Origin of the sequence: Heliomarina baculiformis, assembly GCF_019966545.1 — a bacterium.
In the GTDB taxonomy this organism is placed as follows: domain Bacteria; phylum Pseudomonadota; class Alphaproteobacteria; order Rhodobacterales; family Rhodobacteraceae; genus Heliomarina; species Heliomarina baculiformis.
Genome location: NZ_JAIMIC010000006.1, coordinates 407,529 through 421,489 on the forward strand (window position 1 = coordinate 407,529; position 13,961 = coordinate 421,489).

A 13,961-nucleotide genomic window follows, 5' to 3' on the forward strand; every position below is an offset into this window, starting at 1 on the left:
GTGCCCTTAGGTGGGAAAAAACCAGCGGAGAATACGGCCATGATGGCGATTTACGGACCCCTCCAACTTATTCTGAGCGTCGTCTATTTCGTGATGATCGTGCACATCATCATGAGCTGGCTGATCAATTTTCAGGTTCTGAACCTCAATCAGCAACTCGTCGCGCAGATCTGGTACGGTCTGAACCGCCTGCTTGAACCCATCTACCAGCCGATCCGCCGTATCCTGCCCAATACCCATCCGCTCGATCTGGCGCCGCTGGTCGCGATCATCATCGTGATTTCCCTGCGCGAATATGTGCTGCCGTCGATCTTTGGATTTATCTAGGATCGCGGCGACGAACCACCGCATCTAGCGGTGAATTTCGCCCTGAGCCGATGATGTGGTGGTAAAACCGGCAACAGAGACTTGTTCACTGAATCTTAGTGTGGGAAAGTGCTCTCTAAGAGCAGATAAATAAAATCCTACACGAGGCCCCACCAATGCCCGACGCCAAGGCGCTGTTGCGCGACGTCTTTGGATTCGACGCGTTTCGCGCCGGTCAGGAAGAGATCGTAAACGCAGTTGCTTCGGGGCGGAACGTGCTGGCCATCATGCCCACGGGCGGCGGGAAATCGCTTTGCTTTCAACTGCCTGCCCTGCTGCGTGACGGGGTTACCGTTGTCATTTCCCCACTGATCGCGCTGATGCGCGATCAGGTCCGCGCCCTGCAAGAAGCGGGGGTGAACGCCGGGGCGCTGACCTCGGGCAACACGCCCGAAGAAACCGATGCCGTGTGGGAGTCGCTGGAACGCGGGGATCTCAAACTTCTGTACATCGCTCCCGAGCGGCTGGCCGCCGGTGCCGCGCTGGGAATGCTCCGCCGCATTAACGTGCGCCTGATCGCCGTGGACGAGGCCCATTGCGTCAGCCAGTGGGGGCATGATTTTCGCCCCGACTACCTACGCATCGGCGAACTGCGCCGCGCGCTCGACGTGCCGCTGGCCGCGTTTACCGCGACCGCCGATCAGGAAACGCAGGTCGAAATCGTCGAGAAACTGTTTGACGGAGAAGCGCCTGAAAAATTCCTCCACGGCTTCGACCGCCCCAATATCCACCTTGCCTTTGCCGCCAAGAACAGCCCGCGTCAGCAGATCCTGAGCTTTGCCGCCGCCCGCAAAGGGCAGTCCGGCATCGTCTATTGCGGCACCCGCGCCAAGACCGAGGCGCTGGCCGATGCGCTGCGCAAGGAGGGCCACAATGCCTGCCACTACCACGGCGGGATGGAGGCCGAGGATCGCCGCATCGTGGAAACCCGCTTTGCGCGTGAGGACGGTCTGATCGTGGTCGCCACGGTCGCTTTCGGCATGGGCGTGGACAAGCCCGACATCCGCTGGGTCGCCCATGCGGACCTGCCCAAATCCATCGAAGCCTATTATCAGGAAATCGGCCGCGCCGGGCGCGATGGCGGCCCGGCCGAAACGCTGACGCTCTACGGTCCCGACGACATCCGCCTGCGCCGCTCGCAGATCGACGAAGGCCTTGCCCCGCCTGAACGCCGCGGCGCGGATCACGGACGGCTCAATGCCCTGCTCGGGCTGGCCGAGGCGCTGGAATGCCGTCGCCGCAAGCTGCTTGGCTATTTCGGCGAAACCACTGAACCTTGTGGCAACTGCGATCTGTGCGACAGCCCGCCCGAGGTCTTCGACGCCACAACCGCCGTGCGCAAGGCGCTTTCGGCGATCCTGCGGACCGAGGAATGGTTCGGCGCAGGCCATCTGATCGACATCCTGACCGGCACCGAAACTGACAAGGTTCTAGCCCGCCGCCACGACCAGCTGCCGACCTACGGTGTTGGCACCGAATATGACCGGCGGCAATGGCAGGCCGTGTTCCGGCAGATGATGGGCCATGACCTCGTGCGGCCCGATCCGGAACGCCATGGAGCACTGCGCATGACCGATACCGCGCGCCCGATCCTGCGGGGCGAGGCCGAGATCACCCTGCGCAAGGACGTACTGAGCAAATCCGCCACCCGCCGTCCCGCCGCCCGCGAACTGGTGAATGAAGAGGACGCGCCGCTGCTCTCCGCGCTCAAGGCGAAACGCCGCGCGCTGGCGGAAAACGCCCGCGTGCCCGCCTATGTCATCTTCACCGACAAGACACTGATCGAGATGGCGGAGACCCGGCCCGCCACGCTCGACCAGATGGCCAAGATCAGCGGCGTGGGCGCGAAAAAACTGGAAAGTTATGGCGCGACCTTCCTCGAAGTCATCACCGGCGCGGGCGAAGCCCTGCATCCCGCACGGCGCAAGCTGGCCGGTCGATCGGCCGGGACGGTCTATGACCGTCTGCTCGAAGTGCAGGCCGAGCTGAGCCGGGGCGAAACCGGCGTCGACAAACCGCTGAGCTGCTCGGCCTCGATGCTTGCCAAGGTTGCGCAGATGCGCAGCGACGACGAAAGAACGCTGGAAAAACTGCTGGGCGAACGCCGCGCGGAACGCTTTGGCGCCGCATTCCTTGACGTTCTGCGGATGGCGGGCTGAGCGCCCGAACATCGCCGGTTGAACCCGCCGGGCGCCAGGGCTATGCCCTGCGCCTGAGAACAAAAGTGGGGTAGATATGCTTGTCGTGATTTCTCCGGCGAAAAAGCTGGACTGGACCGCGCGCGACGTCGAAACGACAACGCCCGCCTTTCTGAGCGATGCCAATGCGCTGGCCGGGACCGCCCGTGGCCTGACGCAAAGCGATCTTGAAAAGCTGATGCATATCAGCCCCGATCTGGCCAAGCTGAATGTCGAACGCTTTCGCGATTTCAGTGATGCGCCCGATGGTGACGAAACCCGCCCCGCCGCGCTCGCCTTTGCGGGCGATACCTATCAGGGGCTCGAGGCCGCCTCGCTCGACCCTGATGAGATGTCTTATGCGCAGAACCACCTGCGGATCCTGTCGGGGCTTTACGGCGTGCTGCGTCCGCTGGACGCGATCCAGCCCTACCGGCTTGAGATGGGCAGCCGCATGAAGAACCCGCGCGGCAAATCGCTGTATGACTACTGGGGCGATACGATCGCCAAGGCGCTGAACGAACAGGGCGAAGCGATGGGCAGCGATACGCTGATCAACTGCGCCAGTCAGGAATACTTCGGCGCCGTAGACCTTGATGCCCTTCGGCTCAGGCTAATTACCCCCGCCTTCATGGAAGAAAAGAACGGCACCCCAAAGATCGTCAGCTTTTACGCAAAGAAGGCACGCGGCGCGATGGCGCGATATATCGTCCAGAACCGTCTGACCGATCCGGCGTCACTCCGCGATTTCGAGGCAGGCGGCTATGCGTTTTCCGCCGAGCTGTCATCGCCGGACAAGCCGGTATTTGTGCGCCCCTCGGTCACCTGATCCAGGGCCGCAGGCTGTACGCCCGCCGGGCAAAAGGCTTCGACACGTTCCTGAATGGCTTTTTTCGTCAGTGGCTTGGTCATGAATTGATCAAGCCCGTGTGACAGGATCTCCTCGGCATCGCCCTCGATTGCATGGGCGGTCAGGGCGATGATCGGCACATGCCTGTCACCCCCGGCCTCGCGCTTGCGGATTTCGCGCGTCGCCTCACGCCCGTCCATCGTGGGCATCGAGATATCCATGAAAATCAGGTCGGGTTCAAACTCATCATAGGCTTCGACCGCCTCGGCCCCGTTATTGGCAAAACGAAGCTCGACGTTCAGATGCTGGACCATTTTGCGAAACACCAGTTGGTTGGTCCTGTTATCTTCGGCTGCCAGAACCCGCATCCGGCGGGCTTCGACCACAACCGATGGCGGCGGCGCGATTGCAGGTTTATCCTCGGCGCTTTCATCGGGTTCGGGTTTAGCCACCCTATCACGGCCCTTCATCGTCTCAGCGATTTCGGAAAGCCGGTCAAAGAGCGCGGCCCGATGGTAGGGTTTCTGCAACAGCCCCTGAACATGAACAAAGGCCGGATCGTTCTGTGCATAGCCGGGGTTGGAACTGAGCAGAAGGAACGGCGTGTCGATTTCTTTCTCGCAGCGCAGTGAATCGGCCAACTCAAGGCCGTCCATGCCGGGCATGTTGTGATCGCTGACCACGAGGTCAAAACCCGCCCCTGCCTGTTCCAGCGCCTCCGACCCGGACTGGCAGGCGGTGACCTGCAAGCCAAGCTGGCTCAGCTGCTTTTCAAGGATCTCGCGCATCAGCTCATGGTCCTCGATGATCAGCACCCGTTTCAGGCAATCCGGCAGGCGCGGCGGATCGACGGCGGCCTCTTCATCCAGGTCCAGCGTCACCTGGAAGCCGAAACAGCTCCCTTTGCCCTCGGTACTGTCTACCCAGACCTTGCCCCCCATCAGGTTGATCAGCCGCCGGGATATGGCCAGCCCCAGCCCGGTGCCTTCGAACCGGCGATTGCTTGCATCCTCAAGCTGGTTGAACTCGCCAAAGACGTGATCGACCTTGTCGGCCGGGATACCGATGCCGGTATCCTCGATCGAGACATGCACATCGCATGTCCCGGCCCGGTGATCCGGCACGCCCGTCACCCGGATAACCACATGACCCTGCCCGGTAAACTTGACCGCATTGCCAAGCAGATTGGTCATCACCTGCCGCAGCCGCCCCGCGTCACCAACGAACTTGGTCGGCAGGAAAACGTCGAAATCTGCCGCCAGCGCCAGCCCCTTGCTCTTGGCCTTTGGCGCAAGCAACAACACCAGCTCGTGAATGCAGCGTTCAAGATCAAAGGCTTCCTGTTTGAGAACCAGTTTGTCCGCCTCGATCTTGGAATAGTCGAGCACGTCATTAATGATCTCGAGCAACGCCTCGCCGGAGTTGCGGATGGTATCCGCATAAAGCCTCTGCTCCTCGGTCAGATCGGTATCCGAGAGCAGTTCGGCCATGCCGACCACCCCGTTCATCGGCGTACGGATCTCATGGCTCATATTGGCGAGGAACGCGGATTTCGCCCGGCTTGCCTGTTCCGCATGGGCGCGGGCCGCTTTCAGCTCCTGTTCATAGCGGACGGTGGCGGTCATGTTCTGCGCCAATGTCACCACGTCGCCGCTCTTGCCGCGCTGGTCGGTCAGCTTGAAGTATTCGCCGTTCCACCAGCGCAACGTGATCGGTTCGGGGCGTGGCGATTCCCAGCGCATCGTCATCATCGCCCGCCATTCCGCCGGGCGCAGATCCTGCGTATCGACCAGCCCCTCATCGGTAAGCAGTTGCAGGATGCGGGAATAGGGTATGCCCGGCGCGACCTCATCCAGCCCGCCGAAAACCCGGAAATAGGCAGAGTTGGCACCGATCATCCGGCCGTCGGCATCGAATACGGCAAACCCGTCCTGAATCGTCTGGAAGGAATCCCAAAGCCGCTGTTCGGCGATCATGACCTTGCGGTTGGCGACAGTCAGATCCGATTTGACCTTTTCATTTTCAACCCGGACCGTCGCCACCTCGGCCTGGGTTTCGCCGATGCGTTTCGTCAACGCCAGCGCATGGCGGCCCAGCTTTCGGTTGGCGGCGGAAAGCTCGGCCTGCTTGAGCTCAAGCATCCGTTCCGCCGCCAGTCGCGCACGGCGTTCCTCGGCAAGTTTTGTTGCAAGGCTCATGGCCTTATCGCTCCGCCCCGATCCTGAAATGCATCACACAAAGCGCAGCATCGGGCGCTCAGGTGAATATGGGCTTAAACGGGATGTGACAGCACGGGTTCTTGCCAGTGACGCTCTTAAATGCGACCCTGAAGTGTATTGGAATGGAGATATTTTTATGATGCGTTTCGCCAAACTCATTTTGATTGGCTTTCTAACGATTTTATCCCTGACAGTGCCGGCCACGGCGCAATCCTTGATTCCGGATTTCCGCTATTTCGCGACCCGCGATACCGATTTCTACGGCGCCGATCTCGACAACCTGTTCGACACCGATCTGCCCAGCTGCGTGCGCACCTGCTCTGCCAATACCGAATGTAGCGCTTTCACCTTCAATACACGCTCGAACGCCTGCTTTCCCAAGCGTGGCGTCACCGAACGCAGCGCCTTTGCCGGGGCCTTTTCCGCGGTCAAGCTGATCACCAGCCCGTCGGTCGTCCGCGCCGGTGAGACACGCCGCGCTGCGCTTGATTTCCTTGGCGAAGAAGATCTGGACCGCGCCCTGCTTCAAGGCCGCGAACTCGGACTTGGCCACGCAAGCAACGGCGAAGATCTTGAAACCATACTCTCGAACGCCCGCGACCGCCGCGCGCAGGGCAATACCGTGCAGGCGATGGCGTGGACCGGCGCGGCGCTTGCCCTGTCGGACCGGGCCGATCTCTGGAACGAATACGCGCGCCTGCTGCTCGATATCGAAACCGATAACCGCAGCGACCGGCGCAACTACCAGACCCGCGCGACCAGCGCCGCGATCAACGGCTACCTTCGGGGCGAAAACGAAGCGGGACGCGCCACATCAATGGCGACGCTGGCCGAAGCGCTAGAGGCGCTCGGGCGAGGGCGCGACATGATCCCGGCGCTGCGGCTTGCGCTCAGCGAACAGCCCCGCGACGACATCCGCACCACGCTTGACCGGGCCGTCGGTCAATATGGATTCCGCGTGACGGATACCTCGGTCGAAAGCGAAAGCGCCACACCGCGCATCTGCGCGCAGTTCTCTGAACCGCTGGTGAAGGCGGGTGTGGATTACGAACCCTATGTGCAGACCGGCGATGCTACCCTCGTTGTGCAGGTCGAGGATGCGCAGCTTTGCGTCGACGGGGTGGAACATGGTCAGCGCTACCGCATTACCCTGCGGCAGGGTCTGCCCGCCGCCAGCGGCGAGACCCTCGCCAAATCAGTCGAGGTCACGCAATATGTCCGCGACCGCTCGCCCGGAGTCAGCTTTCCGGGCCGCGCCTATGTGCTGCCAAAATCCGCCAGTGCCGCTTTGCCGGTCGAGACAGTCAATACAGGCAAGCTCGACCTGACCCTGCGCCGCGTCAGCGACCGCAACCTGCTGCGCACCATGCAAGAAGAATATTTCGGCCGCCCCCTGTCACAATGGCAGCTCGAAAGCTTTTCCACCGATATAGCCGAAGAGATCTCGTCCGGCACCGCCGAGGTTCAGAGCGAGATGAACCGCGATATGACCACCCGCCTGCCCATGGGCAAAGCCATCGCAGGTCAGGCTCCCGGCATCTACGCGCTGACCGCCCGTGTCAGTGGCGCCGACCCCGATGACAGCCCCTCGGCCACGCAATGGTTCGTGCTTTCCGATCTGGGTATATCGACAGTATCCGGCACCGACGGGCTGCATGTCTCACTGCGTGGGCTGTCGGACGCGCAGCCCCGCGAAGGTGTAACACTCCGGCTGATCTCGCGCGCGAACGCGGTGCTGGCAACCGCCACCACCGACGCCGACGGCATGGCGCGCTTCGAACCCGGCCTGACACGTGGCACGAATGCCGCCGCCCCGGCCCTGCTGCTGGCCGAGGATGGCGAGAGCGACATTGGGTTCCTTTCCCTTACCGATCCGGCCTTTGACCTGTCGGATCGCGGGGTCGAGGGACGTGCGCCCGCTGGTCCCGTCGATGTTTTCCTGACCACCGACCGGGGCGCCTATCGAGCGGGCGAAACCATCCACGCGACCGTTCTGTCGCGCGACGCCGAAATCGCTGCGATCGAGGGCCTGCCGCTGATCGCGATCCTGACCAGACCCGATGGGGTGGAATACAGCCGCAAGATTTCGGACGGCGGGCATCTTGGCGGCCATGTCTTCGACTTTCCGACCGGCCCCGCCGTGCCGCGCGGCACATGGCGGCTGGCGATCCGCACCGCCCCCGATGCGGAACCGTTGGCAAGCCAGACCCTGCTGGTCGAGGATTTCATCCCCGAGCGGATCGACTATGAGCTTGCCCTTGCCGACGGCACCGTCCGGCTCGGATCCACACCGACCCTGACGCTTGACGCGCGCTACCTCTTTGGCGCGCCCGGTGCCGACCTGACCGTCGAAGGCGAAGCGATACTGACCGCTGCGACTGAGCTTGAAGGCTGGCCAGGCTATCGCTTTGGCCGACACGACGAAGACAGTTCGCCTCGCGCGCGCTATTTCTCCGGCGGTCGCACCGATGCGCAGGGCAAGGCCGCCTTCCCCGTCGAACTGCCCGATCCGACCAGCGCCGAACGACCCCAGGAGTTGACCATCATTGCCCGCGTAGCCGATGGCGCGGCCCGCCCGGTTGAACGCCGCCTGACCGCACCGGTCCTACCCGACGGCCCTGTTGTCGGGATCAAACCCCTGTTCGAAGATGTTCTGGGTGAAGGACAGCAGGCACGGTTCGACGTGATCGGCCTTGCGCCCGATCTGTCCCCGCAGGCGATGAAGGTCAAATGGACGCTGAACCGCGTGGAAACCCGCTACCAGTGGTATCAGCAATACGGCAACTGGAACTGGGAGCCGACAACCCGCCGCACCCGCATTGCTACCGGCGAAGCCAGCCTGAGTGAGGTACCTCTCGAACTGGCGGAAACCGTGGACTGGGGCGAATACGAACTGATCGTCGAACGCATCGACGGCCCTTACACGGCCAGCTCCGTCAGCTTCTCCGCCGGATGGTATAGTGGTGGTGAAAGCGCCGACACGCCGGACCGGCTGGAAATGTCGCTCGACCGCGCGGATTACACCATTGGCGACACCGCTATGCTGCGGCTGGTGCCGCGCGCGCCTGGCACCGCGCTGATCTCGGTCGTGTCAAACCACGTGATCGCGCGGCAGGTCGTGGAACTTGCCGAAGGTGCCTCGACCATCCCGCTTGAGGTGACCGAAGACTGGGGCACCGGTGCCTATGTTACGGCCACCGTGCTGCGCCCGATGCAAGAGACGAATGCCCAGACGCCGACCCGCAGCCTTGGCATTGCCCATGCGGCCATCGCCCCCGGTGAAAAGCAACTGACCGTCTCCATCGACGCACCCGATGTCGCAAGACCCCGTCAATCGCAGACCGTAGGCGTCACCATCGGTGACGCGCCCAAAGGCGAAGAGGTCTGGCTGACGCTGGCCGCCGTCGATCTTGGCATCCTCAACCTGACCGGCTTCGAGAGTCCCGATCCCTCGGCCTATTACTTTGGTCAGCGCCGTCTCGGGGTCGAGATGCGGGATATCTACGGTCGCCTGATCGACCCCGGCAATGGCGCGATGGGCGTGATCCGCTCGGGCGGCGACGCAGATCAGGGCGCGCGGCTGCAATCGCCCCCGCCAACGCAGGACCTTATGGCACAGTTCTCCGGCCCGGTGCAGGTCGGACCGGACGGCGCGGCAGAGGTGACAATCGACCTCCCCGCCTTCAATGGCACCGTGCGCCTGATGGCGGTGGCATGGTCGCGCGATGCGGTCGGTCAGGCCGAACGCGACATGACGGTCCGCGATCCGGTCGTGGTGAATGCCTCTGTCCCGCGTTTCCTCGCGCCCGGCGACGAGAGCCGTATCCTGCTGGACGTCACCCATGCCGATGGTCCCACCGGCCAGATGCGGTTGACCATAGAAAATATCGGCGAAGGGCTGAATATCGGCACAGCTCCGGCACCATTTGATCTGGCCGACAAGGCCCAAGCCTCCTTTACCGTGCCGGTCAGCGCCAGCACCGTTGGCGATCCAAGCTTTGACGTGGTGCTGACCACGCCCGATGGCACGACCCTGCGCCAGACCCTGCGCCTGCCGGTGCGGGCGAATGACCCGGTTATCTCGCAGACCCGCCGGTTCACTCTCTCGGCCGGGGATGCCTTTGAATTCACACCGGATGTCTTTGCGGAAATGAAGCCCGGCACCGGAAAGGCGATGATCTCTGCCGGTCCGCTGGCCCGGTTCGACGCGCCCGGCCTGCTCGACGCGCTTGACCGCTATCCCTACGGCTGCACCGAACAGGTGACCTCGCAGGCGATGCCGCTGCTCTACCTTTCCTCGGTGGCCGAAGCGACCGGGCTTGGCACCGCAGCCGACATCGATGACCGTATCGATGCGGCCATTGCCCGCGTTTTGACGCGGCAAAGCCCGAACGGTGCCTTTGGTCTCTGGCGCGCGGAATCCGGCGACTTCTGGCTGGATGCCTATGTCGCCGATTTCCTCAGCCGCGCCCGTGCCGAAGGTCATAGCGTGCCGGATATCGCCTTTCGGATGGCGATGGATAATCTTCGCAACCGGGTAAATTACGCGCCCGATTTTGAAAACGGCGGCGAAGATATCGCCTATGCGCTGCTCGTCCTCGCCCGCGAAGGCGCGGCAGCCATGGGCGACCTGCGCTACTATGCCGATGTGAAGGCGGACGATTTCGCCACCCCCCTGGCCGTCGCCCAGATCGGCGCCGCGCTGGCCGCCTATGGCGATCAGACCCGCGCCGATGCAATGTTTGCCCGCGCCGCCAACCGTCTGGCGCGTCAGGATAACGACGCTCCGGTCTGGCGCGCGGATTACGGCACCACGCTGCGGGACAGCGCTGCCGTTCTGGCGCTGGCGACCGAAGCGGGCAGCTCCGCCGTCGATGCCGAGGCGCTGACAATCCGCGTCACAAGTTCTCCTGAAAAGCTTTCGACCCAGGAATCCGCGTGGTCGCTCATGGCGTCCAAGGCGCTCATCGACCGGGCCGGCGGATCGGGTCTGCGGGTCAATGGCGCGCCGGTAAGCGGCCCCTTTGTCGAAATCCTCGAACAAGACAGCGCGGACAGCCTCTCGCTCAGTACCGAGGACGGGCAGGCGACTGAGATCACCCTGACCACCTCGGGCATTCCTGTCATCCCGCCGGATGCCGGTGGCACCGGCTACAGTATCGAACGCAGCTTCTATGACCTTGACGGTCAACCGCTTGACGGTGACAGCTTTGCCGTGGGCGAACGTTTTGTGACCGTTCTAAGGGTGACGCCATTCGAAGGCGCCGGAGCGCGGCTGATCGTCGACGATCCACTCCCTGCCGGGATCGAGATCGACAACCCCAACCTGCTCCGTTCAGGCGATATCGGCGCGCTCAGTTGGCTTGATCTCTCAGAAGCCGAGCACAGCGAATTCCGCAGCGACCGCTTTGTCTCGGCCGTCGACATGCGCAACACACGTCCCGTGACGCTCGCCTATATCGCCCGCGCCGTGACTCCGGGAACCTTCCACCATCCCGCCGCCTCGGTCGAGGACATGTACCGACCCCGCTACCGAGCCCGCACGTCCACCAGCCAGATCACGGTTTCCGAATGACGGGGCTCGCGATGGCAAACTGGCGACGGCTCGACCATAACGGGACCGACCGCTGCACCCTCTCGCGGCTCGACCACGGCTGGATGCTGAGCGGTCAGGCGAAGTGGCTGGAGAAAGAGATCGAGACCTCGCTGATCTATGCCGTGCGCTGCGACGAAGACTGGTCGACCCTCTCGGCCGATGTCGTCGGCTCGCGCGCGGGGGAAAGCATCGCGATCCGAATCCAGCGCCATGCCTCGGGCTGGTTCCTGAACGACAAGCCACAGCGCGCACTTGATTTCGCCCGCGACATCGACCTCAGCTTTACGCCCGCAACCAACCTTTTGCCGCTGCGCCGCCTGTCCATCGACAGCCCCGCGCCGATCAACGTCAGCGCCGCATGGCTGGTGCCGGAACTGGACGAACTGAAGCCGCTCGATCAAAGCTATGCGCGTACCGGCCCGGAGCATTTCGCCTATTCCTCACCCGGTTTCACCGCCGAGCTGAAGGTTCACGACAGCGGCTTTGTCCTCAGCTACCCCGGCCTCTGGGAAGGCTGGGTCGATGCGTAACCCCGCGCGGCTGCTTTTTGCGGCCGTGGTGCTGCTGGGGATGGCAGGGGCCGGTCGGGATGCCTTCGACCGCTGGGTCGATGCGACCGTCCTGCCTCCGGTGCTTGCCGAAACCTCGCCAGAGATACGAGACCGCAACGGCGTGCTGCTGCGCGCGTTCCAGGTGGGTGACGGCCTCTGGCGCTTGCCGGTGACCGCGTCCGAAGTGGACCCTGCCTATATCCGGATGCTGGTCCGCTACGAGGACCGCCGCTTTGCAAGCCACCGGGGCGTCGATCCGCTGGCCCTGCTGCGCGCTGTCGGACAGGCCATCGCAAACGGGCAGACGGTGTCCGGTGGTTCGACCCTGACCATGCAGGTGGCCCGGCTGATCGAAGACGGCCCAACCGGCAGATGGGCTGGCAAGCTGCGCCAAGTGCGTGTGGCGCTGGCCTTGGAACGGCGGCTGGACAAAGATCGGATCCTCGATCTCTACCTGACCCATGCGCCCTTTGGCGGCAATCTCGAAGGCATTCGCGCCGGAGCGCTCGCATGGTTCGGCAAGGAACCCAGACGCCTGACCCCGGCGCAGGCCGCGCTGCTGATCGCCCTGCCGCAATCGCCTGAAAGCCGTCGGCCCGACCGTCACCCCGACGTGGCGCGCGCGGCCCGCAACCGCGTGCTCGACCGCCTTTCCGGTGAAGGTGTCTTGCCGCGCACTGCAGATCGTGATGAAGCGCTGCCCAGCCACCAGCGCCCCTTCCCGCAACTGGCCCCGCATCTGGCCGACCGCCTGCGCGACGGAGCCCCGCGCCATGACCTGACGTTGGACGCGCAAATCCAGTCGCGCATGGAGGACCTCGTGCGTGATGCCGCCCGACGCGCCGGGTCGCGCATCTCGGCCGCGCTGATCGTCGCCGATCATCAGAGCGGCCGGATCCTCGCCTCGGTTGGCTCGCCCGGTTACAGCGGTGCGGCGCAGCGCGAAGGCTTCATCGATATGACCCGCGCGATCCGTTCACCCGGGTCGCTCCTGAAACCGCTGATCTATGGGCTAGCCTTCGATCAGGGGTTGGCGCATCCCGAAACCCTGATCCACGACGGGCCGGTCCGCTTTGGCACCTACGCGCCGCAGAATTTCGACGGCCAGTTTCGCGGCGATATCCGCGTTCGCGCTGCATTGCAGCAATCGCTGAATATCCCGGTGGTAAAACTCACAGACGCGCTTGGCCCGGCCCGCATTACCGCTGCGCTCGAACACTCCGGTGCGGCGCTCCATATTCCCGGAAACAAACCCGGACTCGCTGTTTCATTGGGTGGTCTGGGCATCAGCTTGCATGATCTCGTCCAGCTTTATGCTGCACTCGCACGCGGTGGAAAGGCAGTTTCGCTGCGCAGCGAAGAATCTATGCCGCATCGCAGCAACTCGACCCGATTGCTCTCTCCCGAAGCGTCTTGGCAGGTCGGAAACATCCTTGCCGGTCTGCCCCCGCCCCCCGGAGCGCGGGCCGGGGTACTGGCCTACAAGACCGGAACCTCCTATGGGCACCGCGACACATGGGCGATCGGTTTCGACGGAGGTCATGTGATCGGCGTCTGGATGGGCCGTCCTGATGGCACGCCGGTTCCCGGTGCCTTTGGTGGGGATGTAGCCGCGCCGGTTCTGTTCGAGGCCTTTGGTCGACTGAAACCCACATTCGACAGGCTGCCGCCGCCCCCGCCCTCCACGCTCATCACCCATAGCGCCGATCTGCCCGCGCCGCTGCAACGGTTCCGCGCGCGCAGCGAGGTCTTTGAACGCGCGGATCGTTTCGAGCTGGCCTTTCCGCCGGATGGCGCGCGTCTGCCGTCCGGCAACGGGGGCGTGACCATCAAGCTCCGCGGCGGCGTCGCACCGTTTCTCATCCTTGCAAATGGCGCGCCGGTTGCCCGCGACCAGCACCGTCGCGAGATCGAGATACCAAGCCCGGGCATCGGGTATTCGACGTTCACCGTCACCGATTCAAAGGGAGCATCCGACCGCATAACCATCCGACTGGACTGAAATTCATCGCAAATCCCGATTTGATCGAACAATATCTTGCAGAATTTTCACAACTGCCACAGTTAAGGCAGAAATTGTTTACCCAAGGAGAACCGCCCATGCGAACCCGCGCCGCAGTCGCCGTTGAAGCCGGCAAACCGCTTGAAATCATGGAGGTGAATCTCGAAGGTCCGAAGGCGGGCGAGGTTCTGGTCGAGATC

General features: G+C 63.4%; 7 protein-coding genes. 6 read left to right on the top strand and 1 reads right to left on the bottom strand.

Annotated features, from left to right (window positions below; translation table 11 throughout):
• Positions 1 to 39 precede the first annotated feature (39 nt).
• The 3 genes from MF268_RS16260 to yaaA all read left to right on the top strand — a co-directional run bounded on the left by MF268_RS16260 (position 40) and on the right by yaaA (position 3,372).
• Positions 40 to 327: a YggT family protein gene (locus tag MF268_RS16260; RefSeq protein ID WP_088632826.1), complete on the top strand. Its 288-nt coding sequence runs from the start codon at positions 40 to 42 to the stop codon at positions 325 to 327.
• A gap of 155 nt (positions 328 to 482) precedes the next feature.
• Positions 483 to 2,525 carry a DNA helicase RecQ gene (gene recQ / locus MF268_RS16265; RefSeq protein WP_238371912.1) on the top strand — a complete coding sequence of 681 codons (2,043 nt, stop codon included), beginning with the start codon at positions 483 to 485 and terminating at the stop codon, positions 2,523 to 2,525.
• Positions 2,526 to 2,601: 76 nt separating this feature from the next.
• Positions 2,602 to 3,372 (top strand): peroxide stress protein YaaA, encoded by a 771-nt coding sequence (gene yaaA / locus MF268_RS16270; protein WP_238371913.1) that lies wholly within the window; start codon positions 2,602 to 2,604, stop codon positions 3,370 to 3,372.
• Here the strand turns inward: yaaA and MF268_RS16275 are convergent.
• Positions 3,306 to 5,591, bottom strand: coding sequence for a PAS domain-containing hybrid sensor histidine kinase/response regulator (locus MF268_RS16275; protein WP_238371914.1), 2,286 nt, complete (start codon positions 5,589 to 5,591; stop codon positions 3,306 to 3,308). The genes yaaA and MF268_RS16275 overlap by 67 nt on opposite strands.
• Positions 5,592 to 5,748: 157 nt before the next feature.
• Between MF268_RS16275 and MF268_RS16280 the strand changes: the two genes are divergently transcribed.
• From MF268_RS16280 to pbpC, 3 genes are read left to right on the top strand one after another with little or no spacing between them, the layout of a single operon-like run.
• Complete coding sequence (locus tag MF268_RS16280) at positions 5,749 to 11,187, top strand: alpha-2-macroglobulin family protein (protein ID WP_420485438.1); 5,439 nt, start codon at positions 5,749 to 5,751, stop codon at positions 11,185 to 11,187.
• 11 nt (positions 11,188 to 11,198) lie between these two features.
• On the top strand, positions 11,199 to 11,738 hold the full coding sequence (locus tag MF268_RS16285) for a putative glycolipid-binding domain-containing protein (protein WP_238371915.1): 540 nt from the start codon (positions 11,199 to 11,201) through the stop codon (positions 11,736 to 11,738).
• Positions 11,731 to 13,761 (top strand): penicillin-binding protein 1C, encoded by a 2,031-nt coding sequence (gene pbpC / locus MF268_RS16290; protein ID WP_420485439.1) that lies wholly within the window; start codon positions 11,731 to 11,733, stop codon positions 13,759 to 13,761. The genes MF268_RS16285 and pbpC overlap by 8 nt, the downstream gene beginning before the upstream one ends.
• The last annotated feature ends 200 nt before the right edge of the window (positions 13,762 to 13,961 follow it).

Coding starts and splice junctions, on each gene's coding strand:
- MF268_RS16260 (WP_088632826.1), top strand. CDS start 40: ATGATGGCGATTTACGGACCCCTCCAACTTATTCTGAGCGTCGTCTAT.
- recQ (WP_238371912.1), top strand. CDS start 483: ATGCCCGACGCCAAGGCGCTGTTGCGCGACGTCTTTGGATTCGACGCG.
- yaaA (WP_238371913.1), top strand. CDS start 2,602: ATGCTTGTCGTGATTTCTCCGGCGAAAAAGCTGGACTGGACCGCGCGC.
- MF268_RS16275 (WP_238371914.1), bottom strand. CDS start 5,591: ATGAGCCTTGCAACAAAACTTGCCGAGGAACGCCGTGCGCGACTGGCG.
- MF268_RS16280 (WP_420485438.1), top strand. CDS start 5,749: ATGATGCGTTTCGCCAAACTCATTTTGATTGGCTTTCTAACGATTTTA.
- MF268_RS16285 (WP_238371915.1), top strand. CDS start 11,199: ATGGCAAACTGGCGACGGCTCGACCATAACGGGACCGACCGCTGCACC.
- pbpC (WP_420485439.1), top strand. CDS start 11,731: ATGCGTAACCCCGCGCGGCTGCTTTTTGCGGCCGTGGTGCTGCTGGGG.